A 23930-nucleotide genomic window follows, 5' to 3' on the forward strand; every position below is an offset into this window, starting at 1 on the left:
AATCAATGCACTTCAAAAGACTCCTTGAATGGCACGCAAAGGCCATCTACATTGGAACACAAAAGCCCCTTGATCGTTCCTGAAACCTTGCCGCCGGCCTTCGCCAGTTTGATGGTCTGCCGGAACTCGGCCTTGTCTGTGAAGTAAGTATAAGCCTTGTCCCAGGTCGGGTCCACCGCTTTGAGAGGCTTCACAGCCCGTATCTCACCTACAAGCTGGTAGGCGTTGGTGGGGTTGAATGCAAATTCGGTGGGAAGCGGGCCGATGTCGCCCTTGAAATCGGACGAATAGAGCTTCCAGTTTTTATCGATATCCGCGGAAAATACCACTTCTACCTGCTCGCCGGGCTTAGCATCGCTTTTCGAAAGGCTCACTTTCCAATGCGAAATGTCTTTAAGGTTCTGGCCGATAACGCTTCCCGAACAGCACAGAACAAATATTAAAACTCTGTAAATCATTGGAATACCATTTTGAAATAAAATATTAAACAACTGCAAAGCACATTACACCTTGTCGGCGACACCTTGCAGTTGTTTCAAATCACCACGTACCTAGTTTGTTGAACTCACGATCAAGTTTAAGTCCAAGTATTGTCTTTTCGCATTTTCGTGCCGTTGGCAACGTCGGATCGCTGTGAAAAGCGACGCCCGGCGTATCTTACTTCGAGCTTTTCGTCGTACCAACCGAAGCCGAGCTGACACCGGCAGGCGCTGGCTCTGCGATGAGCTCGTTGAGGTCTTTGTTCCACTTCGCTACATAATCCTCGAAGTACTTGCCGGTAACCTCGCCGGTGTAGCCGGTATGGATCTGGCGGACTTCGCCTTTACGGTCGATCAGGATCGTGGTCGGGAAAGCCATCATGCGGTTGAGCGCAGGAAGCTTGTCGGAAGCGACCTTTTTATCAGCGATACCGCCGAAAAGGATGTCATATTCAATTCCGTATTTCTTTTTCAGTGTGCCGAGCGTGTATTTGGCATATTCGAGGTCGTCTTTCTGCTCGAAACCGATCGCGATCGCTTCTACGCCGCGGTCTTTATTGGCACGGTACCACGGCGCGAGGAACGACGTTTGGTCAGTACAGTTCGGGCACCAGGTTCCGATGATCTCCACCACCACCACTTTGCCCTTGTATTTGTCGTCGCTGAGCGAAACCTGCTTGCCGTCCAGGTCAGGCAATGTGAAATCGAGTTTTTTGTAGCCCTCTTTCAAATAGGTCAGTTTATAAGGGTCGGGCAATTCCGCCTTGTCGTTTTTGCTGCCTTCGAACTTGGTATTATCATAAATACCCGAGCTGATGACGCCGGTAATGCTGCCGTCCTCGTTGATCTTACCCTTATATACGCGGGGGTTCGGTCCGGAGAAGTGCGACAACACGAATTCATCTCCCTGCACCACGCCTTCCAGCTCGCGGCTGTCTCCTACGGTCGACATCACCACGCCCGTCAGCTTGTTGCCTTCCTGTTTCAGCAGCGCCACGTTGTCAGGCATCTTTGCTTTGCTGAAAACCTGCAAATCCCACTTGCCCGAAAGGTTATGCCTGGTAGGCTGCTCTTTACCTCTCTCCACGAAACGGTAATCCTTACCATATTCTGCCGAGAACGGGAGTGCATTACCGCGGAAACCGGGTACAAGGCTGCGGTACTCGCCGGTAATCTTGCCGTCGGTCTCCACTTTGGCCACCAATGCGGCATCATACGTGTTCATTTTGACGAAAATCGAGTCGGCACCATGCCTGGTCACCTTGAAATCGTCGCGACGCGAGCCATTCAGCAGGGTTAGGATGGGATGTTCTTTGTCTTTGGCGTTGTATTCAAAATTGAATGGAATGTGTGTTTCGCTGATCACGAACTCGCCCCGCCATACGCCTTGCTTCGGCGCTTTGGCGCCCGGCCCGTCGCTTGCAAATGCTGAACTGCCCAACAATGTGGCTCCTGCCAATGCCACGGCTTTCATCTGGTTGTTGATTTTCATACAACTGGAAATTTTTAGGTTTTTGAAATAATGAAACTCATCTAGCCTTGCCGGCTACGCCGGAAGTACTCTTTTTCGATTCGAGGCATTTTGCAGGATTGGCCCGGATCGTCGGCAGGTCAGTGGTGGTTTGTGACCGGCCGTTTAATCATGCAGCAAATATAAAAAAGCGGATTTTAATTATCTATCATTTTCGTAGACTAAGTAGAATAAACTCGTTTTTCATACCACCAAACTCCTACGCACGTGCATATAATGCGGCCCGCGCACCTGGTGGCAATGTGCCCGATTTGTATTTTCAAAATTTTGATAAACCCGATCCCACCGCATTACCTTTGTGGCGTCTTACAATTACTACCTGCAAAGTAAATGTGGATTTATAGGTGAAGCCAGCCGCCGTCTTTTTCGGAAACTATAAATTTACAAATCATGTCAAAATCAATTCATTCAATGCATTACGTGCTGAAAAGCACTTGTACACACCAACGTTGTTGTCCGGCTGATATCTGGCGGAGCTAACTGCTTTTTTTAATTATTTATAGTCTACAAAACCCCTAGACTAAATATAATACTACTTGATCCGACGGTGTGCGGAATGGCTACCGACGGGACTGCAGGCTCTCCGTTACCCGGCCATTTCCGCCATCGCCGGATCAGGTTTTCACAGGTTTCAAGTTCTTACTCCAAATAATACTTATGAAACATTTATTACTTTTTATACTTTTAATATCCACTCCCCTGCTCGCCCAGCAACGCACGCTCACTGGCGTCGTGCGTGCAGAAGACGGCGCCGCGCTCCCGGGCGTGAATGTAGCGGTTAAAAACAGCCGCCAGGGTACCATTACCGACACCGATGGCCGTTTTACGCTGTCGCTCGTGAAGGGCGAAACGCTCCTGTTTTCCTTTATTGGCTTCCAAGCGAACGAGTTGCCCATCACCACTTCCAACGAATACAATGTAACACTGCTAGCCAGCACACACACGCTCGGCGAGGTACAGGTGGTAGGCTCGCGGAACGCGAACCGGACTAAAATCGACTCGCCGGTCCCGGTAGACATTATTGATTTGAAACCCTTGCAGGAATCGGCCCCCCAGGTCAGCATCACCCAGCTTTTGCAATATGTCTCACCCTCTTTTCACTCTGTAAACGGTACCAATGCGGGCGATGCAGGCTCTGCATTGAACCTTTCGCAGCTACGTGGGTTGGGGGTTGACCAATTGCTCGTGCTGGTAAACGGCAAACGCCGGCATAAAAGCTCCAATATCAACTGGGGCGGATTAGGCAACGGGGCTACGGGCTACGACCTCAATGCAATACCAACGGCCGCCATTGAACGCGTAGAGATCCTTCGCGATGGTGCGGCGGCGCAATACGGCTCCGATGCCATCGCAGGCGTGATCAACATCGTGCTCAACAAGAGCGTCGATCAGCTCACGTTAAGCTCCACTGCCAGCACCCGTCGCCGGGGCGACGGCACTACCACCCGAACCAACGCAAACTACGGTTTTGCATTGGGTAAAACCGGTGGATATTTGAATGCAACCGCTGAGTTTGCGACACAAGCCATTTCGATCCTGCCCGGCAACGACAACGCAGGCCTGTACCTCGGCCCGATTTATGGGGGCGGCGCCAACACACGCAACTACGATGCTATCTATACAAAAGAGATAGACGAGGCCATTCTGGCCTCCCGAGGTATCGACCGCCACCATTTCGACCGCCGCGGCGGCGGTTCCAATAAGGCCAAAGACGCGCTGCTGTTCTTCAATGCAGCCGTTCCTATCCGCCAGAATGCCGAGATCTATGCATTCGGAGGCATTAGTCACCGCAACTCGCAGTTTACCGCCGTATACCGGCTACCAGGATGGACCGAGCGCAACAACGCCTTCCTCTACCCCGACGGGTTCCTCCCGGCGATGGAGAATATCATTACCGATAAATCCTTCGCTGTCGGCATCAAAGGCAAAATCCGCGACTGGGACGTCGATATTTCCAATGTATATGGTAAAAACAATTTCGGTAATGTGATCACCAACTCTCTGAATGCCAGCCTCGGCTTGAAAACACCTACCACATTCGACGCGGGCAGCTACAATGCGAGCCAGAATACGGGCAGCATCGATATCAGTCGCTATTTTCCAAAAGCGCTGAAAGGCATTAACGTCGCGTTCGGCGCGCAGTACCGGGTGGAAACCTACCAGATCATTGCCGGTGAAGAAGCTTCCTATTCCAAAGCCGACCTCCGCGCAATATACGGCCTCGACACTACGGCAGCGGGCATTGTTTACCAAACCAAAGAAGGCAGTATCGGCCTGAACGGCCTTTCACCGGGTTCGCAGATCCACGCCGGCTTCCGCCCCGAAAACGAGGTGAGCGTAAACCGTTCGATCCTTGCAGGGTATGCGGATATTGAGGCAAATATTACCAGCAAATGGCTGCTATCCGGCGCTGTGCGGCTCGAAAGCTTCTCGCAGCTCCAAAATGTAACTACCTACAAAGTGGCTACGCGGTACAGCATTACCGACTGGCTGGGCATCCGCGCATCGCATAACACCGGCTTCCGTGCGCCCGACCTGGCCCAATACTACTACACCGAAACATCCACCAGCTTCCAGCAGGGCCGCGCGATCGACCAGGTGACCGCCTCCAACCAGAGCGCCGCCACCCGCGCGTTGGGCATACCCACGCTCACTCCGGAGAAATCGAAAGGATATGCCGTTGGTTTTACATCCCAGCCATTCCGCAGCTTCGAGCTGACGGCCGATGCTTACCTCGTAGATGTCAACAACCGCGTTGGCAACACGGGCAACTTCTCGGCCACCGATGTCAATTTACCTGCGGAGGTACGCACACTGTTCGTGCAAACCGGCACTACGCAAGCCAAATTCTTCTATAACTCGTTCAGCACGCGTACGAAGGGGCTGGAAATTACCGGGAGCTACCGTACGCCCTTTCGCAACGGCACACTGAGCCTGCTCTTGGGTGCGAATTTTGTTAAAAACGAGGTGAGAAAGGTGAATACGCCCAAGGGACTTGAAGCTTACCGCTATATTATTTTTAACGACGGCGAAAAAGCGCGCGTAACGTCGCAGATTCCCGGTCAGAAAATCACATTACAGGGCATTTTCAAGAAAAACCGCCTTACCTACCTGGCACGCGCCGTATACTTTGGTTCGGTTACCAATGCCTCCGCATTGAATGCGACTTTCCCCAAACCGGACTATTTCTACCAAAAACTCAAACCGATCTGGGTAGCAGACGTGTCGGTGGCGTATGCACTCACAAAATCCATCCAGGCCACATTGGGGATTAATAACCTCTTCAACGAGCTGGGTGACTATTCCGACCCCAAATTAAGCGCATTAAATAACCCATCTGTTATCGGCATCCAGAACGGCAGCGCCGGGATCCAGCCATTCATCCGTGTTACCGCAAAACTTTAATCCCATGAAAACATTCCAGCAACTGGCCGGCCCGGCTCTCCGGCTACTCGGCATTATCGCGGCCATTTTCTTCGCTTCCGGCTGCAAAGACACCGGTTACCTCGACATCGACGCCGCCGAACGGCCTCCGTTGAGTGCGTATATCAGCTTTGTCAATGCACGCCCCATCGATGCCGGTCTCTTTTTTTGGACCTTCACCGACAAAGTAACGCCCACACCCGTAGCCATCAACAAAGCGTCGGAATACGTGCCGACCGTTTTCGGGAACGTGCAGATCAACTTTACCGAAGGCAGCAATACGAGCTACAAGGCTTCTTACCAGTTCGGCAACTCGGCTACATTCACGGCAACCGGACGTCCCAATGGCCCTATCGCGACATTCTACCACACGGTAGTAGCGGCGCGGACCGCCAATAACAAGGCCGATTCGCTGATCCTCTTTTACGACGATCTGAAAGCCCCGGCATCGGGTAAGGCCAAGCTCCGCTTTATCAACCTTTCGCCGGGAACCGGCGCATTGAATGTCGTTCAAAACGGCAAGACGCTCTTCAACCAGGTAGCCTACGGGCGTGCCGCCAATTCGGCATTGTCGGGTGAAGCATTGAGCGCATGGTCGCTGGGCCCATTTGAAACCGTCGACGCCGGAACATTCAACGCCGACTACCTCGACGCCGCAACCAGCACCAAAGTCGGAACCGTAAGCCTCCAACTGGAAGCCGGCAAAATATACACGGTCTTCACAAGAGGCCTTGCCAATGCCGCGCCATCCTTCGGCACAAGCGTAATAGAACATCCTGTAAAGTAAATGGTGATTGGACAAGATGAAAGCCGCACTGCCGATGGTGGTGCGGCTTTTTGTGGTTTGTTTGTTATTCCAAAACAACCACCTTCAATTTCGAAAGTTGTGCAATTCTCCTGAAATCGGATTTGTTAAAAGTATACAACTCATCACAATGCCGTTCGGCGATGGCGGTATGAAGACAATCGTTGAAATGACAGGTTAAACGAACCAGCAATTACCCTGGGCTACGCCACAGAAAGCATCCGGCGACTGAGCGCACTCACGCGAATGCCTTTTAGATATTTCGTACGTTCTTCGATTTCGTTTTGGTAACGGAAATTGTAGCCCGGGCCGACTGCGCGTTTGAACTCGCGGGTGGCTTCCTTGATTTGCTTGCGCGAGATGCCGCTGTATTCCAGTTGAAGCAGTTGAGCCCTTTCAGGGGTGGATTTTTTGAGCTTCCAGTACTGCGGGTGGTTAGGCCCGATCGGTTCACGAAAGCCGGTGTCGTGCTTCTCGCGGATGAGAAATTCGTAATCGATGATGATTTCGCTGCGGTTGCGGGCCACCTGACCTCTAACCACAATCTTGGCCTCCCGGCCCACGCTCAGATGAAATGTCTTTTCTAATATCATGACGGTTTCCAGTTAACAGGAGTTGACGTCCCTCGCCTCCAAAAATTCCATTCCAGCAACAGGTGGTTGAATGCTGAATCATTAGTCTACTTATTTTATAGACAAAGTAAGGTTAAAATCATCAATCTTCAAAGCTATGGTTACAAAACTTCGCATATGACGTGAAAATTTGGTTTTGCGCAGGGAATTTCCCGATCTTGCCCCCATTCTTATTCCTTATCCGAACCTCTTAATTGAACATGAATACCCGTTTTACTGCATGGCTGCGATATGCGATAGTGCCAGTCGTGCTTTTCCTGAATTCCCCCACTCTGGCGCAGTCCACATCAACAAACAAACCCAATATCATTGTTTTCCTGGTCGATGATATGGGCTGGCAGGATACGTCTGTGCCGTTCTGGACCAAACCTACCGATTTCAACCGTCGCTACCACACGCCGAATATGGAACGGCTCGCCCGTGAGGGCATTAAGTTTACAAACGCCTACGCGATGCCCGTGTGTACCCCTACACGTGTGAGCCTGATCACGGGCGTGAATGCGGCGCATACCCGTGTAACGCACTGGACATCGCCCGACCAAAACAAGAATACCGATTACGCCGACGCTACGCTCAATAGCGTCGACTGGAACATCAACGGTTTCAGCCCGGTTGCCGGCGTACAGCATACTTTTCATGCTACGGCATTACCTGAGGTGCTGCGCCAAAACGGCTATTACACCGTCCACAGCGGCAAGGCACATTTCGGTTCCGCGGGCACGCCCGGTTCCGATCCGCTAAATGCAGGATTTGAGGTAAATATCGCCGGAAGTTCTATCGGCCACCCGGCCAGCTATTCGGGCCGCGCCAATTACGACAGCCCGGTCAACGGAAAGCCAAACCGCAATGCAGTGCCCGGTTTGGAAGCCTATCATGGCACAGACACTTTCCTGAGTGACGCAATCACGACCGAGGCCCTCCAAGCAATTGATAAGCCGGTGGCCGAGAAGAAGCCGTTTTTCCTTTATCTCGCCCATTACGCTGTTCACATTCCGCTCACAGCCGATCCCCGTTTTTTGAACAAATACCTGCAATCGGGCCTGGACAGCACCGAAGCCAAATATGCGGCGTTGATAGAAGGCATGGACAAAAGCCTGGGAGATGTACTGAAATATCTCGACGATAAGAAGATTGCTGACAATACCGTAGTGCTTTTCATGTCCGATAACGGCGGGCTGAGCACCACTCCGGCACGGGGCGGGAAAGCATGGACGCACAACCTGCCGCTGAAAGCAGGCAAAGGTTCTGTTTACGAAGGCGGTATACGTGAGCCGATGCTCGTGCGGTGGCCCAAAGTCGCCCGAGCCGGTGCAGTAGCCGACCAATATGTGATTGTGGAAGATTTCTTCCCGACCATTCTCGACATTGCGGCTGTGAAGAATGCCAAAACCATTCAAGAAGTGGACGGAAAGTCATTTTTGCCCGTGCTTAAAAATCCTGCATTCAGAGACGACCAGCGGGGGCTTGTGTGGCATCACCCCAATCGCTGGATCGCGGCCGAAGGGCCGAACATCCATTATGCGACGGCTTTCCGGCAGGGCGACTGGAAGCTCGTCTACGACTACCGCCAGGCGAAACTCGAACTGTACGATCTGCGCAACGATATTGGCGAAACGCACGACCTGGCGGCCTCCAACCCGGCGAAAGTAAAGGCATTGGCAGCCCTTCTTACCCGGCAACTCAAAGCCTGGAATGCACAATGGCCCACCTTCAAAGCAACGGGTAAACCTGTGCCTTTTCCCGACGAGATAACACTTTAATAACAAAACACCTCCCGGGAAGCCCCGAGAGGTGTAATCGCTTTACTCAACGTGTACGATAAGCTGTACGCCTATTGTACGTCAAAATATAATGCCTGCGCAACCTATTGTCATACAAATTTTTACCGAACGGTTATCATCCTTCTTCATCGGCATTCTTCAACTTCATTAAAAGCGCATAGGCATTGCGGACCACGACCTTCGATCCGGCGCGGACGCCCGCACCGCCGATCTGCTGAAACCCATCCCTGACCGTCCCAGGCTCGATTTCAACCATTTCAAAGTTACCCGGCTCGCGTTCGACGAACACAAACGACTTGTTCTCCCAACGCACCACGGCGTCCTCGGGTACGGCGAGGCCCTTTTGGCCCGCTACCGAAACCTCGCCGTTCATAAACATTCCGGGCACCAGCGCGGCGCTATACTGGTCGAAATGGCAATGTACCTCTGCCATTCTGTCATCGGTAAGACTCTTTCCGATCAGGATAATTTCGGCTGTGTACTTTTTCGAAGGATCGGCGTTGGCGTAAGCGGTGACCCGCTGACCGACCGATAGTGCACTCAGATCCCTCTCAAATACGTTCAAAGCCAGGTGAATATCTTTCGGATCGACCAGTTCGAAAAGCATGTCGGTAGGCGATGTATATTTGCCCACATTCACATTCACTTTTGAAACAAAACCATCGATCGGCGAAAGGATTGGGACTGTCTTGGAAATATTTTCCGGGTTCAGTTTTGTGGGCGCTATCCCGATCACTTCCAGCTTCCGTGCCAATGCATTCATCAGGATTCGCTGCGTCTCCATTTCGGCTTTGGCTTGCTGGAAAGCCTTGTCACTCACCGCTTTGCTCTGGTTAAGGTCTTTCTGACGGACATATTCACTCCCGGCCAGCTCAAACTTCGCGCTGGCGGTCAGGTAATCCTGTTGGAGCTGTATGAACTGCATATCCTCCAATTCGGCCAGCACCTGGCCCTTTCGGACCCGCATACCCGGCAACATTTTCGTCGATTTGAGATAGCCGCCCAGCGGAAAACTGAGACTGATGGTGCTTTGAGGCGGCACGTCGATCTTCCCTTGAAGCATGAGCGTTCCGGAAATGTCTTTCAAGGCTGGATTGCCGACCTCAATACCCACGTTGCGGAGCTGCTGGGGATTAAATGACACCAATCGTACGACTGCCCCCGTCTGTGCAGGGGTATTGGCGGCCGGTTGGCTGGCCACCGCCCCGGCTTGCTCTTGCCTATTGGGACTGCACGAAAGGCAGACCGAAAATACGGTAGATATTAAAACGTTGGTTTTCATGATCCCTTATTGGTTGTTCAGGTGGAGTAACTGGATGACGGCTTCGTTGTAGGAGCCCAATGCATTCACATATTCTATTTTAATGGCGATGGATTGCCCCGCGAGGATGACCCATTGCAGGTAATCGATTTCGCCGCCGACAAACTGGCGGTCGGCTGCGGTGATTATCGTTTCTGCATTAGGGAGACCCTGCTGTTCGTAATAGCGGAGGTTTTCGGCGAACTTCCGGACCTGCTCCTGTGCATTCCGCAAATCAGAACGCACCTGGTGTTCGGTAAGCTCGGCGTCGTTTTGTGCGCGTAGCCAACCGATGCGAGCCGCGCCGATTTGCGCGTTGTACGCTTTGAAAAAGATCGGGATATTGATTCCCACCCCGTAGTAACCGAACCGGTCGCTGGCGGTCAGATTCACTTCCCGGCCATTGAGCAACTGAGTCCCGCGGAGGCTCTGATTATTGTAAGCCACCGAAAATTCAGGCAACATTCTCGATTTTTCAGTCCGGTAGCGGAAGTATGCCGACTGCGTCAGTTGTTTGCTGATCTCGATCTGGGGCAAATCCAACGCTACCGTCATGGTATCGGGCAGGTTCTGTACCGGAATGCGTGGCGTAGTGAATGCAGGGATATATGCCAATGAATCCTGCAACCAGAAATTGAAGCGTTCGACGATTATACCGAGGTCGTGCCGCACCAGATTGAGTTGGTTGGCGATCTGCTGTTTTTGCGAGCTGGCCGCCGTTTTTTCGAGCACGTTAGATGCGCCGCGTTCGAAACGAAGGTTTGATTTGTTTTCAAAACCGGTAAAAATGCTGTCGGCATAGACCAGCAGTTTCTCACGCTCTTTCAACACCGCATATTGATAAAAGACCTGCCTCACGCCCGTGCGTACTTCCTGCTCGGTAAGCCGCGTGTACGCTTGCGCTGCCAGGTAATCCGCCTCGCGGGCCTTGCGCTGGTTGGTATAAACAGACGGGAACGCGATCGTTTGCACGATGCCGATGCGCATGTCGTTATTCGGGCTGTTGAATTTACCATAGTCCGCACTAATACCCGTTTTGGCAATGTCGAATGCGCTGCGTCGCAACGATTCCGCGGCCCGTTCGCCCAGCCGGCTTCCTTTTACGTTCCGGTTGTGCACCCATGCTTTTTGCACCGCTTCTTCCAGGCTTACGGGCCTGGTTTGTCCATGTGCGGCGTTCGCAAATAGCAGTATTACGCCTATTACAGTGGCGACACTGCGTTGCTTCGTCTCCGGTTTATTTTCTGAATTAAACAATAAATACAAAGCCGGTAATACAAACAGTGTGAGCAATGTAGCCGTGACCAGCCCGCCTATCACCACCGTGGCCAGCGGCCGCTGCACTTCCGCTCCGGCCCCGTTGCTGATCGCCATCGGCAGGAAACCGAGCGATGCCACGGCGGCCGTCATCATTACCGGGCGCAAGCGGTTGCGGGTGCCGGTCATTACGAGTTGCAGTGCGTCGGTGATCAGTCCTTCTTTTTTAATCCTGTTAAATTCTGAGATCAGCACGATCCCGTTCAATACCGCCACGCCGAACAATGCGATGAAACCGAGGCCCGCCGAAATGCTGAACGGCATCCCACGCGCTGCCAGCGCGAATACGCCGCCGATCGCCGACAGCGGGATGGCCGTATAAATGAGCGCGCCGTCCTTCACGGACGAAAAAGTAAAATACAGCATCATGAAAATGAGCAAGAGCGCCACGGGCACCGCAATCCCTAGGCGTGCTTTGGCCTGTTGCAGGTTCTCGAACGCACCGCCGTAAGTAATGGTGTAGCCGCTCTCGAACTTCATTTCGGAGTCCACTTTCCCTTGCAGTTCCTCGACGATCGATTGTACATCACGGCCCCGGACGTTGAAACCGACAATAATACGCCGCCGCGTGTTTTCGCGCTGGATCTGGTTCGGGCCTTCGATCTCCCGTACGGCGGCTACCTGGCTGAGCTGTATTTGCAGGCCATCTGGTGTCGATACCAACAGATTTTGCACATCGGTAATGCTTTTGCGGCCTTCCGCGCCTACACGTACCACGAGGTCGAAGCGCTTTTCTCCTTCGTAAATCTGCCCGGCGGCGGCACCAGCGAATGCGGCATTAATGGTTTTGTTAATGTCGTCGATATTCAAGCCATACTTTGCGATTTCAGCCCGGTTGAAATCGACCACAATCTGCGGCATACCCGTCACTTCTTCCACGTACCAGTCGGCGGTGCCTTCCACACCACGGGCGATCTGCCCCAGCTGACCGGCGTAAGCGGCAAGTTTGTTCAGGTCTTCTCCGAATATTTTACACACCACATCCTGTTTCGCGCCCGTCATGAGCTCGTTGAAACGCATTTGCACCGGGTACTGGAAGCCCGTTGTTACGCCCGGAACGACCTCCTGGGCCGTAGCGGCCATTTTTGTAGCCAGTTCGGGGAAACTTTTAGCATGGGTCCATTCCGATTTGTCTTTCAAAACGATGATCATATCCCCTCCCTCGATTGGCATCGGGTCGGTGGGGATTTCGGCACTGCCGATGCGCGACACTACCTTGATTACTTCCGGATAATCGTTTTTCAGGCGCTCGGAAATGCGGTTTATCGCATCGATTGTTGTGGTAAGATTGGTACCCACCAAAAGTCGCGTCTCGGTAGCGAAATCACCTTCTTCGAGCTGCGGGATAAACTCCCCTCCCATTTGACTGAAAAGCCACACCGCCCCGCCGAAGAGTACAAATGCGCCGGCAACCATCACACGCTTGAAGCGCAATGCCCGCGCAAGCACCCGTTCGTAGCCGCGTTCGATCTTCTGCATGACCCTGTCCGACCAGTTGGCCTCATGGCCGATACGCTTACTGATCAGCAGCGAACTGATCATGGGCACATAAGTAAGAGACAAAATGAATGCACCTAGGATCGCGAATGCGACGGTCTGTGCCATGGGCTTGAACATCTTGCCCTCTATGCCCGACAGTGACAGAATGGGCAGGTACACGATGAGAATGATGATCTGCCCGAAAACGGCTGCGTTCATCATCCGGCTGGCAGAACCCGACACCTCTTGATTCATCTCCCGCTGTGTAAGCAGGCCTGTTGCCGCGTATTTTTTGGAAGTATGCAAATGGTGCAGAATCGCCTCGACGATGATCACCGCGCCATCCACTATCAGCCCGAAATCCAGCGCCCCCAGACTCATCAGATTGCCGCTCACACCGAACAGGTTCATCATCGCCACCGCAAAAAGCATCGATAAGGGGATCACCGACGCGACAATAAACCCGGCTCTCAGATTCCCCAAAAACAATACGAGTACGATTACGACGATGACCGCGCCTTCGAGCAAATTGTCCTCTACGGTACCGATAGCGTTGTTCACCATTTTGGTACGGTCGAGAAAGGGCTCTATTTCAAGGCCTTCTGGCAAAGTCTTACTGATTTCCGCGATCCGCGCCTTCACATTACCGATCACTTCCGAAGAGTTTCCACCTTTGAGCATCATCACAATGCCTCCGGCTACCTCGCCATACCCGGCCATTGTGAGTGCCCCGTAGCGGATCGCAGGCGCAAAGCGTACCTTCGCCACGTGGCTTACGAGCACCGGCACGCCCCCGCGGTTGGCAACGACAATGTGGTTGATATCCTCGATCGACCCGGCAAGCCCGAGGCTGCGGATATAGAGCACCATCGGGCCCTTTTCGATGTAGGCTCCGCCGGTGTTCTGGTTGTTTCGGCTTAATGCGGTAAGTACGTCGCCGATGGTCAGCCCCATTGCTTTCAGGCCCGACGGGTCGACGGCCACTTCATATTGCTTCAGCTCACCCCCGAACGTCGAAACGTCGGCGACGCCGGGTGTGCCAAGTAACTGCCTGCAGATGAGCCAGTCCTGCGTCGTACGGAGGTCGGAGAGCGAAAACTTTTGCTCGAAACCCTTTTTGGGCTTTACTACATATTGATAAATCTCGCCGAGGCCCGTCGTAACGGGTGCAAGTCCGGGTTTTCCAGCTGTTTCAGGCATATCCACCTGCGAAAGCCGCTCGGTTACCTGCTGGCGTGCCCAGTAGATATCGGAGTCGTCGTCGAAAACGATCGAAACCAGTGAGAGGCCGAAGCGTGACATACTGCGGCTTTCTTTCAGGCCTGGAATATTAGCCGTGGCCTGCTCGATCGGGAACGTGATGAGCCGCTCCACGTCTTCGGTACCGAGCGACGGCGCCGTTGTGATAATCTGTACCTGGTTATTGGTGATGTCGGGCACGGCATCGATGGGCAACCGGGTAAGTTCATAGCTACCGCAGACAACCCACAGCAACATGAATATCCCGATCACCAGCTTGTTCCCCACGGAGAACCTGATGATTTTGTTCAGCATATTGGTCGAAAAATAAATACACGGATACGAGCAAGGCCACACAAGCGGCATGCGCGAACATTCGGGCATGATGAGCCCGTTATCTGGTGTATTATGCCTTCGGCGGGCGGAAGAGTGAGCCTAGCACCGTGCTGTAAGCGACCTGCGGTACGGCGGGGCCGTATTCGGCTTTGACGGGCAGGTATTCCCTTCTAAATGTAAAAACCGGCGTGTGAGGAACGAAAATGAAGCCGGACATATGCGCTTCCACCTTCTTGAATGGCAACTGCATGTCCTTATCGTCGTCGTTATCGTTGAGGTCCTTTCCGAGGTAATGCATGGAAAGGAAGTCGGTGAAAGTGATTTCGTGGTTGAGCGACTGGTGCTCGGCGAAATGTTTGAGCAGCAAAGGCACCTTGTACACCTGACACAGCGAGGTAGTGTCCAGGATAACTATAAATAAAATGATATTTCGCAATAGCCGTCTCACGTGGTAAAAGTAACTGACGGGATCGTTAAAGTCAACCGGAAAACGTTCTTAAAATAGCAATATTGCTTAAAATTGTCACCCTGAGCGGAATCGAAGGGCATTTGCATCACGCATTTCACTTCGACTCCGCTCCGGGTGACAATTAACACAACCTCGTATTGCAATTAAAAAGTACAAATTTCTTCAAGCCCGGTCACATCTTTACTTGCCGCTGCCCGCGCCCTGCAAGGAAGCCAGCTTGGATTCGTCGTCGGCGATCTTCTTTTTGAGCGATTCGATATTCCTGTTCAGTTTGTCAAGATTCTGCACAGCCCGGCGCGCCCTTTTGGCGTCGCGGTGGGCCGATCCGGCACTTTTGCTTGCTCTCCTCGCATCTTTTTTGTCCTGTGGGTTGTCGCCAAGTTTCTCCGCTGCTTTTTTATTCTCTTCGGCAGATTTCCGGGCGTTTTCAGCGGTACTTGCCACTTCTTCGGTCTTTTGAGGTACCTGATTTTCCAGTTTAGCCAGTTCAAGCTTTCGTTCGTTCAGCCGCTTGCTGACTTCGATTACCTGCTTCTGGTCTTTTAGCATGTTGATAGAGTCTTTGGACACCACCTGGGCCGATACTGACAACGAAATCAGCAAAAATCCCAATGCTCCTACTATGTCCCTGATTTTCATAATGGTAATGTATTTAAATAAATGATCGTATACTTCCTGCGCAAAAACCGTGCCTGAACGCATGGTTAAATATAATGTTACCGGAGGAATCAAACAATGGTTTTCGGAGTTAATCAGTAGCGCGTTTGCGTGGAATCACTCTTATTCATCAAATCATCGACAAACTTGAAACATTTTACACGCTGGGCCGGTCTCGGCCTGGTTCTGATGCTCACTTCCTGTGACGATCTATTCCAGTACAATCCCAACGAGGAAACCCTTTTAGACAAAGACAAGAATCTTACCGCCAGGAACATCGAAAAAATCAGCCGCCTACCTGTTTCAGACACGACGCGCTTTATTCTGATGGGCGACTCGCAGCGGTGGTATGACGAATGCGAGGAATTCGTACGGAGCGCCAACCAGCAAAAGGACATTTCTTTTGTACTGCACGCAGGCGACATTTCCGATTTCGGACTTACGCAGGAGTTCAAATGGGTGAACGAGATCATGACGCGGCTGAAATATCCCTATGTGACAGTGATTGGTAATCACGACATTGTAGCCAACGGCTCGGCAACTTACCGCAAGATGTTCGGCCCGCTTAACTACTCCTTCGGCTTCGGCCATGACAGGTTCATTTTCATTAATACCAATTCGCGCGAGTATGCATTCGACGGCTCGGTACCTGATATTTCCTGGCTGAAAGCACAGCTCGCCGACAACCCGGACAAAAGGAACACGATCGTTGTCGGACACGTGCCGCCTTTCGACGCCGATTTTGACAAAAATCTTGAAAAACCGTACACGGATGCCCTAGCCAGCGAACCTACCGTGAAGTTCACGCTCTATGGCCATCAGCACCGATTCTATGAAGGGCAATTCTACGACGACGGTGTAAATTATCACCTCACCACCTCCATGGGCGCACGTGGTTATATGGTTATCTCGACCTGGAAAGGCGGTTATAATGTTGAACGGGTCGAATTTTGAAAGCCATGAAAAAGTATCTGCTACCTCTACTCCTATTCATCACCTTCCATTCGCTGGCGCAGGAAGTGGGCCTCAGGCACCGCCGCAGCTGGTATCTGCCCGATCACCTGAAATTACAGTTCGCCGGCAATATCGGCTTCCTTTCCGGCGGGCCGGGCTATGTTTCTCGAAACCAGACATTGGAAACCGATTTACTTTTCGGGTTTTTACCTCAAAAGTACGGTGGAGACGCGCTGGTCACAACCACCCTCAAAACGACCTATTCGCCGTGGCGCATCGGATTAAAAAACGACTACTATATCCGGCCATTTTCGATCGGGGCATATCTGAGCTACACTTTCGGCCCGCAGTTCGATACCAAATGGCCTTCCTACTACCCGGCAGGTTATTACTGGTGGGCGACGTCGTTCCGGCCGGGTGCTTACCTTGGAGGCAAAGCAGGCCGAAATGTAGTCATGAATAACCGGAGGAGGTCTCTCGAACTATACTACGAGCTAGGCACCTATGATCTCCTGATTATCAGTTATGTACAAAACAAAAGCTTCCTCAAACTGCACGACATCGTGAGCCTCTCGCTGGGTGTAAAACTCGGTTTCAATTAAATGCGCTCGGTTTTCGAGGAAATGTCGCGAATAATCTCATCCAGGGCATGTGCCGATGTAAGTACGTGATCGAGCAGCTCGGTTTTCTCGGTGTCAGAATGCTGATAATTGCGGATCAGGTCTATCAGGCCCATCAGCCTCGCGAGCGGGGCGCGTATGACGTGCGACTGCATCCAGGCGATCTCCTGTAATTTATGGTTCCGCTCCTCGATCTCGCCAATGTACCGCAGGCGGTCGGTCACATCGTGGCCGATCGCAATCCAGTGTGTATGCACACCGCGTGCATCCGTTACGGGCAACAGCGCGAGGCTTATAAAGAATTCCTCGCCCTCGCGAACGTAACGCAGCGTGGTACCTTTGAGCGGTTCGAGGTTATAGATGGCGTCTTGCAGCTTATCAAAGTCATTGCGGGCGGGGCTGAAACCTTTCAGCAATGCCGGGCTCTTGCCTACTACTTCCTCAGGCAAATGCCCCGTAATACGCGTAAAAGCCGCATTTACATACAATATTTTTAACCCCGAAATATCGTGTGGGTCGGACTCGGCGATCAGTACGGCGTCATTGGTGTTGGTAATCACCGACACGAGGAGTTTAAGCTCGTGCTGCTCCTGACGAGCCTTGGTAACATCCCTTAAAACGCCGATCATGCGAACGGCCTTCCCCAACCGGTTGCGCCGGATATAGCCGATCTCCTCCACATAAGCATATTGCCCGTCGGTTTTCAAAAACCGGTAATCGATGCTCCACTTATGCTGTTGCGGGTCGGCAAGTTGCGCTTCGAGGCTATTGGCGACCGATTCGCGGTCGCCAGAATGCACCCGCTCTGCCCAGCGCGACAGTGGATATTGTGCCATTTCCGTTTCAATACCGAAAAGCCTGAAAAAGCCATCTCCCCATTCTATATGGTCGTCCACAAGGTCCCAATCGTAAATGGCGTCGTTGGTGGCCATGTTCACATATTCGTAGCGCTCGTTGACGTCCTTCACAAGCTCAGAATTTCGCCTGTTTTCAAATATCACTTTTAAAATCGATGCGATACGCTCAATTACTTTCAACTCGTCTTCGCCGGGAACAGCAATTCGGTCGTAATATACGGCAAACGTCGCCACCACTTCGTCGTCCAGAACGATGGGGTATGACCAGCAAGCCAGCAGGTTATGCGGCAGTGCCAGCTGCCGGTAATTTTCCCAGCGTAGGTCGGTGGCGATATCGCTTACGATCACCTGATGTTTCAGGAAAGCTGCCGTCCCGCACGAGCCTGCATTCTCCCCGATTTCCCGTCCATTAATGGCTTCAACGTATTCAAATGGCAGCGAAGGGGCCGCCAGGCTATAAAGTTTTTTGTCTTTGACCCCCAGCAAAGAACATTTGGAATGCGGAAACATGGCCTCCACCCCTCTTACGTACGTGTCGAGTACGCTGCTTAGCGGAGAGTCCTTGACCGAGTTCATTTCCAAGACGACCTTTTCAAGATGTTCGAGACTTTCCAGACGCTTCGCTTCCGTGACGTCGACCATCAGCCCTCTCAACACTACTGCCTTGTTATCCTCGCGGATCACCGAGACCACATCCTTGATCCATACCAGGCTGCCATCGGCCTTCCACATGCGGTAGTCGAAAGTATGGTTGCGGAGGCCCCGCGTTTCCTGCTGGCAATAGCCGACTGCCTGCTCGCGATCGTCGAAATGAATATGATTTTGCCAGAAATCCGGGTCAGCCAGCCATTCTTCCGGCGTGTAACCCAGGATATTACGAACCTGGTCACTGATAAAAATGAATTCAAAAGTGTCGGCATCCGCTTCCCATACGATCCCGTCGACTGTCTGAACCAGCGATTCGAACTGCCTGTGCGACTGGACGAGCTTCTGCTCTACGAGCTTTCGGCCATGGATATCCTGTATGACGCCGTAAATGCGTGTGCAAATTCCTTCTATCACCTCTGCCTTTCCGGTAACACGCACCCACTTCTCCCGGCCTCGCCGGGTGTCGATGATTAATTCAAGATCAAAGAGCTTCCCACTGACGATTGTCTCCTGCACCGCTTGCATAAATGCATCGCGGTGCTCGCCCGTGCGGTAAAATTCCATCGCTGTCATGAAACCAGGCTCATAATCGGCTGGCACTTCGTGGATTTCCTTCACCACATCCGACCAGTTGATCACTTCGTTGATTAAATCGGCCTCCCAGCTGCCTATCCGCGCGATTTGGAGTGTTTCGCTCAAAAATTTTTCGGATGTGAAGGGGCTGTGCGTTTGCCTTGCCAAGGTTACTTCGGTCACATCCGTGACAGTGCGGAGAATATAGGCAAGCTCGCCGTTATCGTTCCGTACCGGTGTGTTGGTCGATATGAGGTATTTGGTATCGTTATGCCCACCGCGATTCCAGGGCAAAATATGCTTGGCGACGGGCGATTGGTTGGGCAAGCCGTCGGCGGCCAGCTTTTCGAGCAGGTTGTTCCAGGGCGATACGCGGTTGTACGGATTGTTGGGAAACGCTTCAAAAAAACCCTTTCCGATCAAATCACCACGGGTCATGTGCACCAGTTCGAGATAGGCATCGTTCACTTCGACGATCGTAAATTTCGGAACATCGGGCAGCAGCACCAGGCTTGGCGCGGGTACAAACTTGAATACCTGACTCAGATAATTGTCGATCATATCGATTTCGGCCAAAATGGCCCGATGCACAGTTTCCCTAACGATAGCTTATACACGTTGACACAGATTTTCCCAGTCCCTCAGCCCCTATCATTCCTACAATTTAAAGATATTTTCGACCAAATAAGGCAATTTAATTACTATATTGGGGTTGAAGCCTTAAATTTCCCCATGAAAACCATTCTACCTATCGCTGCCCTGTCGTTGCTGACAGGCATTGTTGCATTCGAACGCCAATCGCCTGAAACAGGGCTTTCCCCGGCCTCCGGAGAAATCGCCGTGTGCGGGCCTGCTTACCAGAACCTCCAGGCGCCTCTGCTCAACGGCAAATACGTTGTGGCCCTTCCCGGCTGGGGCGATTTTTCGTATAAAGTTTCGACCAGCTCCGACAGTTCGCAGTTTTACTTCAACCAGGGGCTAAATATGTATTATGGTTATCATTTTAAGGAAGCCGTTGCGTCTTTCCGCGAGGCGGGGCGGATCGATTCTACCAATGCGATGGCATTCTGGGGGCAGGCGCTCGCGATGGGCCCATATTATAATGCTGCGCATATGTATACCAAACCCGCCGAAGTGGCCCAGGCTCTTGTGAAAATGAACAGCCTTACCGCCCACGCAACCGGTAAGGAAAAGCTGTTGATTGACGCCATGAATGCCCGCTATTCCGACGACCCTACCGATTCCCGGCGTGCGGAGCTCAACCAAGCCTATTCCGACAAGATGAAAAAACTCGTAGCTAATCATCCCGACGAAAACGAGTTCAAACTGCTTTATATCGATTCTCAAATGCTGATGCATGCCTGGGATTTCTGGAAAAAGGATGGCACCGCCAAGCCCTGGACGCCGGAACTGGTAGCGTTATGCGAGAAAGCCCTGAAAGCGGCCCCTAAACATCCCGCGGCCCTGCATTACCACATTCACCTTACCGAGGCATCCAAGCGTCCCGAAGTGGCCCTTGCGAGCGCAGAGGCGTTGCGTGACCTGCTTCCCGGCGTGGCACACATGGTGCACATGGCCAGCCACGAATATGAGCGCAATGGGCTATACGCGGAGGGCGTAGAGGTGAACAACCTCGCCGACGATGCGCTGCTGAATTATGATATGCTCGCTAAAAACCTGTCGCTCGCCAAGCATTCACCCCATTATTTCGCCGTGCAAACCTACTGCGCCCTTACCGCAGGCATGTATAAGGACGCGATGCGCTACGCCCGTCGCTGCCGCCAAAGCGTGGCACCCAAGCCTGAAACTACCTACGACCAATATCTTTACATGCTTCCCGTAATGGCGCAAGTGAGGATGGGGAAATGGCAGCAGATCCTTACCGACTCGCTGACACCCGACCCGAAATGGGTCTACGCAAGCTTGCTTTCCGATTTTGCCAAAGGCATTGCATTCGCCAACACCGGCCGTTCCGATTCGGCAGCCGCACGGCTCGAATCGCTTAAAATCAAAGCCCAGGACGCTGTTTTAACGAAGCGGAGGGTCCCCTTCAACTCGCCGGCGGAAATAGCGGCCATAGCACAAAACGTGCTCGAAGGCGTAGTGGCCATTTCACGGAACGAACGTACCAAAGGCTTTGCAGCATTGGAGGAAGCCGTCAGACTGGAAGACAAGCTTATTTACACCGAGCCCAAAGACTGGCCCCTCCCCGCCCGCCAGTTCCTTGGGGCTTACCTGCTCAAATCGGGCAAACCTGCCCTGGCCGAAAAGGTTTACCGGGAGGACCTGATTTTCAACCCATCGAATGGCTGGTCGCTGGTTGGCCTTTCACAAAGCCTTAAAGCACAGCGCAAAACAAAGCAATTGAAGGGTATTAAGACAAAATATGAACGCGCATTCGCCAAAGCCGAGCAGATTCCGGCCGGCTCTGTCTTTATAAAATAAAAGCGCTGTTCAACTTTATCCGGGATTGTTATGCGTGTTTCAAAAATCGGCAGATCGGGCCGGAATACCGTCTTATCCGCCACTTTGGTAGCCGGCACGCTGGATATCCTCGCGGCTTTTCTGGTGTATGCCGTCATATTGGAGAAAACCAGTCCGGCGCGCATACTCATGTCGATTGCCAGCGGTATTTTCGGCAAAGCCGCCTACTCGGGCGGCACGCCGATGATCATTTCAGGTTTACTGCTGCATTTCCTGATCGCCTTTATTTTTTCCGTATTCTATTACCTTATTTACCCTCACCTGGCCTTTCTGCATCGGCGTAAACTCGTCAGCGGCATTCTCTACGGTATTTTCATCTGGCTCGTCATGAACCTCGGTGTGCTGCCAGCCGTATTCAAAGGCATGCCCCTTCCCGATCCCGGCGCCGCATTACTGGGCATCGCGATCGTGATTGTGGCAGTGGGGATACCGATTGCTTACATTATAGCTGCACCGCGCCGGCGATGACCAGCCCACTGAATTGATTTTAAATGAAAGAAATATATCAAGACAAAGTTCTCGGATATAAAACGTCGGCCGCCGGTTTCGTGCCAGAGCTCAACAGCCTTTCCTACACACGGCTGGCCATATTTCTGATAACCGGCATCCTGATCATGCTATTCGCTGCCAGCGGCTGGATTATTCCCGTTTTGGGTACCGCCATTACCGGAGCTGTATTGTTTGTTTTAACATTAAGAAAATACAACCGCATCGCCGCCGGGAAAAAGCAGGCTGATTTTTTAATACAAATCAATGAAGCTGAACTGCTTCGGATCAGCAATAACCTGTCCGCATTTCCAACCGGCAGCGAATTCCTGGACCGTAACCACGATTACGCCGCCGATCTCGACGTGCTCGGACACCACTCGCTGTATCAGCTACTCAACAGGACAACCACCGAATCGGGCGCCCGGCTTTTGGCACACTGGCTCACAGCTCCGGCCGACCGCCAAACTATTGCCGCCCGCCAGCAGGCCGTGCGCGAACTCGCGCCGAAGCTCGACTGGCGACAGGAGTTCCAGGTCTCCGGCATGCAATTTGAAACCACCAACAGCGACTACCAGTTGCTTTTGAAGTGGGTCGAGCAGCAGCCGCAGTTCATGCCATCGCGAAAAAGACTGCTTACAATCAGCCTGTCGCTCGCCGCGGTGTCCAGCGCCGCATTGGCCTACTTCCTGTACTATTTCCTATTTCATCTCCGCGACCTTTCCGGCATTCATCTATTGCCTCTGGCACTTACCCTGATCATCAATTCCGTTTACCTGCGGAAATTCAGCCATGCAGCCGAAGACATTATACTTAGCACACAACGGAACATCGGGATTCTCGGCGCTTACCAATCGCTTATTGAAACAGTTGAAAAACAACCATTTGAGGCCGAAAAACTGAAAGAACTGCGCGACATTCTCACTCAGGCAGGCAACCCGGCCGCAGCCGAAATCGGCGGATTGAAAAAAAAACTGGAAATGTTCCAGCAAAAGGGTACGCGCAATACCATCGGCAAGAATGCTTTTTACGGCATGATCAATAACCTGTGGCTCATCGACGTTCACCTGATCTTGAACACGGAAGACTGGAAATCAAGAAACCATCAGCACATCCGCTCCTGGATCGCGGCGGTCAGTGAACTGGAGGCGCTCGCCAGCATTGCCGGATTCGCCCATGCAAACCCCGGATATACTTTTCCTGAAATCACCGGCGAACCCTATTTAATTGATTTTAAGAAAGTTGGACACCCCTTGTTAAAGCCTCAAAAACGGGTTAGTAACGACTTTACCATGAATGGACGTGGTGCCACCACGATGATCACCGGCTCCAATATGGCTGGCAAAAGCACATTTCTGAGAACTGTGGGCGTCAACCTCGTGCTCGCATCCATGGGTGCGCCCTGTTGCGCGTCGCACGCGAGGGTCTCGCTCCTGCGCATATTCACGAGTATGCGCACGCAGGATAACCTCGAAGAATCGGTGTCGTCGTTCTATGCGGAACTGCAACGTATCGAGCAGTTGCTGACGCTCGTGGGCGAGGGCGAACCGATTTTCTTCCTGCTTGACGAGATGTTTAAAGGTACCAACTCGCAGGATCGTTTCCGCGGCGGCGTGTCGCTTATCCGCCAGCTCAGCGAGCTTAATGCGTTTGGGATGATCTCGACCCACGATCTCGACCTGGCCAAGCTCACCAAAGACCTTGCGATCAACAATTTCAGCTTCAACAGCGTCATCAGCGATGGTCAGATTTCATTCGATTACCAGCTTACACCGGGAATATGTACCGATTTTAATGCCAGCGAACTCATGAAGAGAAGCGGGATACGTATTCTTTCCGATATTCACCCGGCTTAAATCG

The 23930-nt window shown here is 52.3% G+C and carries 17 protein-coding genes; 9 read left to right on the forward strand and 8 right to left on the reverse strand.

Translation table 11 applies throughout. The features are described 5' to 3' along the window. Positions 1–2: 2 nt before the first annotated feature. Both ACTJJJ_RS05640 and ACTJJJ_RS05645 read right to left on the reverse strand, forming a co-directional pair. On the reverse strand, positions 3–458 hold the full coding sequence (locus ACTJJJ_RS05640; protein ID WP_426294475.1) for a protein-disulfide reductase DsbD domain-containing protein: 456 nt from the start codon (positions 456–458) through the stop codon (positions 3–5). Positions 459–657: 199 nt separating this feature from the next. Further along, positions 658–1971 (reverse strand): peroxiredoxin family protein, encoded by a 1314-nt coding sequence (locus ACTJJJ_RS05645; protein WP_426294474.1) that lies wholly within the window; start codon positions 1969–1971, stop codon positions 658–660. A 696-nt stretch (positions 1972–2667) separates the two neighbouring features. Between ACTJJJ_RS05645 and ACTJJJ_RS05650 the strand changes: the two genes are divergently transcribed. From ACTJJJ_RS05650 to ACTJJJ_RS05660, 3 genes are read left to right on the forward strand one after another with little or no spacing between them, the layout of a single operon-like run. Further along, the gene (locus tag ACTJJJ_RS05650; protein WP_426294473.1) at positions 2668–5415 is read left to right on the forward strand and encodes a TonB-dependent receptor; all 2748 of its coding nucleotides are present in this window, start codon (positions 2668–2670) and stop codon (positions 5413–5415) included. A 4-nt stretch (positions 5416–5419) separates the two neighbouring features. Next, a complete protein-coding gene (locus tag ACTJJJ_RS05655) occupies positions 5420–6220 on the forward strand; it encodes a DUF4397 domain-containing protein (RefSeq protein ID WP_426294472.1) in 801 nt (266 codons plus the stop codon). Positions 6221–6236: 16 nt separating this feature from the next. Next, complete coding sequence (locus ACTJJJ_RS05660; RefSeq protein ID WP_426294471.1) at positions 6237–6419, forward strand: hypothetical protein; 183 nt, start codon at positions 6237–6239, stop codon at positions 6417–6419. A 22-nt stretch (positions 6420–6441) separates the two neighbouring features. Here the strand turns inward: ACTJJJ_RS05660 and ACTJJJ_RS05665 are convergent, their stop codons facing one another. Further along, the gene (locus ACTJJJ_RS05665; protein WP_426294470.1) at positions 6442–6831 is read right to left on the reverse strand and encodes a hypothetical protein; all 390 of its coding nucleotides are present in this window, start codon (positions 6829–6831) and stop codon (positions 6442–6444) included. 239 nt (positions 6832–7070) lie between these two features. Between ACTJJJ_RS05665 and ACTJJJ_RS05670 the strand changes: the two genes are divergently transcribed. Continuing rightward, entirely contained in the window at positions 7071–8630 is a 1560-nt protein-coding gene (locus ACTJJJ_RS05670; protein WP_426294469.1) for a sulfatase, read from the forward strand. Between the two features lie 136 nt (positions 8631–8766). On the opposite strand, the gene ACTJJJ_RS05675 is transcribed toward ACTJJJ_RS05670, so the two are convergent. From ACTJJJ_RS05675 to ACTJJJ_RS05690, 4 genes are all read right to left on the reverse strand, one after another. Next, the gene (locus ACTJJJ_RS05675; RefSeq protein ID WP_426294468.1) at positions 8767–9933 is read right to left on the reverse strand and encodes an efflux RND transporter periplasmic adaptor subunit; all 1167 of its coding nucleotides are present in this window, start codon (positions 9931–9933) and stop codon (positions 8767–8769) included. A gap of 6 nt (positions 9934–9939) precedes the next feature. Then, complete coding sequence (locus ACTJJJ_RS05680) at positions 9940–14301, reverse strand: CusA/CzcA family heavy metal efflux RND transporter (protein ID WP_426294467.1); 4362 nt, start codon at positions 14299–14301, stop codon at positions 9940–9942. Between the two features lie 91 nt (positions 14302–14392). After that, entirely contained in the window at positions 14393–14758 is a 366-nt protein-coding gene (locus ACTJJJ_RS05685) for a hypothetical protein (RefSeq protein ID WP_426294466.1), read from the reverse strand. Between the two features lie 213 nt (positions 14759–14971). Continuing rightward, complete coding sequence (locus ACTJJJ_RS05690; RefSeq protein WP_229221500.1) at positions 14972–15493, reverse strand: hypothetical protein; 522 nt, start codon at positions 15491–15493, stop codon at positions 14972–14974. Between the two features lie 102 nt (positions 15494–15595). Between ACTJJJ_RS05690 and ACTJJJ_RS05695 the strand changes: the two genes are divergently transcribed. Together ACTJJJ_RS05695 and ACTJJJ_RS05700 are read left to right on the forward strand one after the other, a co-directional pair. Further along, positions 15596–16402 (forward strand): metallophosphoesterase family protein, encoded by an 807-nt coding sequence (locus ACTJJJ_RS05695; RefSeq protein WP_426294465.1) that lies wholly within the window; start codon positions 15596–15598, stop codon positions 16400–16402. 5 nt (positions 16403–16407) lie between these two features. Next, positions 16408–17004 (forward strand): hypothetical protein, encoded by a 597-nt coding sequence (locus ACTJJJ_RS05700; RefSeq protein WP_426294464.1) that lies wholly within the window; start codon positions 16408–16410, stop codon positions 17002–17004. On the opposite strand, the gene ACTJJJ_RS05705 is transcribed toward ACTJJJ_RS05700, so the two are convergent. After that, positions 17001–19691 (reverse strand): PAS domain-containing protein, encoded by a 2691-nt coding sequence (locus tag ACTJJJ_RS05705; RefSeq protein ID WP_440701623.1) that lies wholly within the window; start codon positions 19689–19691, stop codon positions 17001–17003. The two genes, ACTJJJ_RS05700 and ACTJJJ_RS05705, sit on opposite strands and share 4 nt — an antisense overlap. A 141-nt stretch (positions 19692–19832) precedes the next feature. Between ACTJJJ_RS05705 and ACTJJJ_RS05710 the strand changes: the two genes are divergently transcribed. The 3 genes from ACTJJJ_RS05710 to ACTJJJ_RS05720 are packed head-to-tail and all read left to right on the forward strand — an operon-like array spanning position 19833 to position 23926. Further along, positions 19833–21545, forward strand: a complete 1713-nt coding sequence (locus ACTJJJ_RS05710) for a hypothetical protein (protein ID WP_426294462.1) — start codon at positions 19833–19835, stop codon at positions 21543–21545. Between the two features lie 30 nt (positions 21546–21575). Further along, the gene (locus ACTJJJ_RS05715; RefSeq protein ID WP_426294461.1) at positions 21576–22052 is read left to right on the forward strand and encodes a DUF1440 domain-containing protein; all 477 of its coding nucleotides are present in this window, start codon (positions 21576–21578) and stop codon (positions 22050–22052) included. 23 nt (positions 22053–22075) lie between these two features. Then, positions 22076–23926, forward strand: a complete 1851-nt coding sequence (locus tag ACTJJJ_RS05720) for a MutS-related protein (protein WP_426294460.1) — start codon at positions 22076–22078, stop codon at positions 23924–23926. The last annotated feature ends 4 nt before the right edge of the window (positions 23927–23930 follow it).

The sequence above is a fragment of the Dyadobacter sp. 22481 genome (assembly GCF_052044875.1).
Lineage (GTDB): Bacteria > Bacteroidota > Bacteroidia > Cytophagales > Spirosomataceae > Dyadobacter > Dyadobacter endophyticus.

Coding starts and splice junctions, on each gene's coding strand:
- ACTJJJ_RS05715 (WP_426294461.1), top strand. CDS start 21,576: ATGCGTGTTTCAAAAATCGGCAGATCGGGCCGGAATACCGTCTTATCC.
- ACTJJJ_RS05640 (WP_426294475.1), bottom strand. CDS start 458: ATGATTTACAGAGTTTTAATATTTGTTCTGTGCTGTTCGGGAAGCGTT.
- ACTJJJ_RS05675 (WP_426294468.1), bottom strand. CDS start 9,933: ATGAAAACCAACGTTTTAATATCTACCGTATTTTCGGTCTGCCTTTCG.
- ACTJJJ_RS05680 (WP_426294467.1), bottom strand. CDS start 14,301: ATGCTGAACAAAATCATCAGGTTCTCCGTGGGGAACAAGCTGGTGATC.
- ACTJJJ_RS05655 (WP_426294472.1), top strand. CDS start 5,420: ATGAAAACATTCCAGCAACTGGCCGGCCCGGCTCTCCGGCTACTCGGC.
- ACTJJJ_RS05650 (WP_426294473.1), top strand. CDS start 2,668: ATGAAACATTTATTACTTTTTATACTTTTAATATCCACTCCCCTGCTC.
- ACTJJJ_RS05665 (WP_426294470.1), bottom strand. CDS start 6,831: ATGATATTAGAAAAGACATTTCATCTGAGCGTGGGCCGGGAGGCCAAG.
- ACTJJJ_RS05645 (WP_426294474.1), bottom strand. CDS start 1,971: ATGAAAATCAACAACCAGATGAAAGCCGTGGCATTGGCAGGAGCCACA.
- ACTJJJ_RS05720 (WP_426294460.1), top strand. CDS start 22,076: ATGAAAGAAATATATCAAGACAAAGTTCTCGGATATAAAACGTCGGCC.
- ACTJJJ_RS05690 (WP_229221500.1), bottom strand. CDS start 15,493: ATGCGTTCAGGCACGGTTTTTGCGCAGGAAGTATACGATCATTTATTT.
- ACTJJJ_RS05660 (WP_426294471.1), top strand. CDS start 6,237: ATGAAAGCCGCACTGCCGATGGTGGTGCGGCTTTTTGTGGTTTGTTTG.
- ACTJJJ_RS05710 (WP_426294462.1), top strand. CDS start 19,833: ATGAAAACCATTCTACCTATCGCTGCCCTGTCGTTGCTGACAGGCATT.
- ACTJJJ_RS05700 (WP_426294464.1), top strand. CDS start 16,408: ATGAAAAAGTATCTGCTACCTCTACTCCTATTCATCACCTTCCATTCG.
- ACTJJJ_RS05670 (WP_426294469.1), top strand. CDS start 7,071: ATGAATACCCGTTTTACTGCATGGCTGCGATATGCGATAGTGCCAGTC.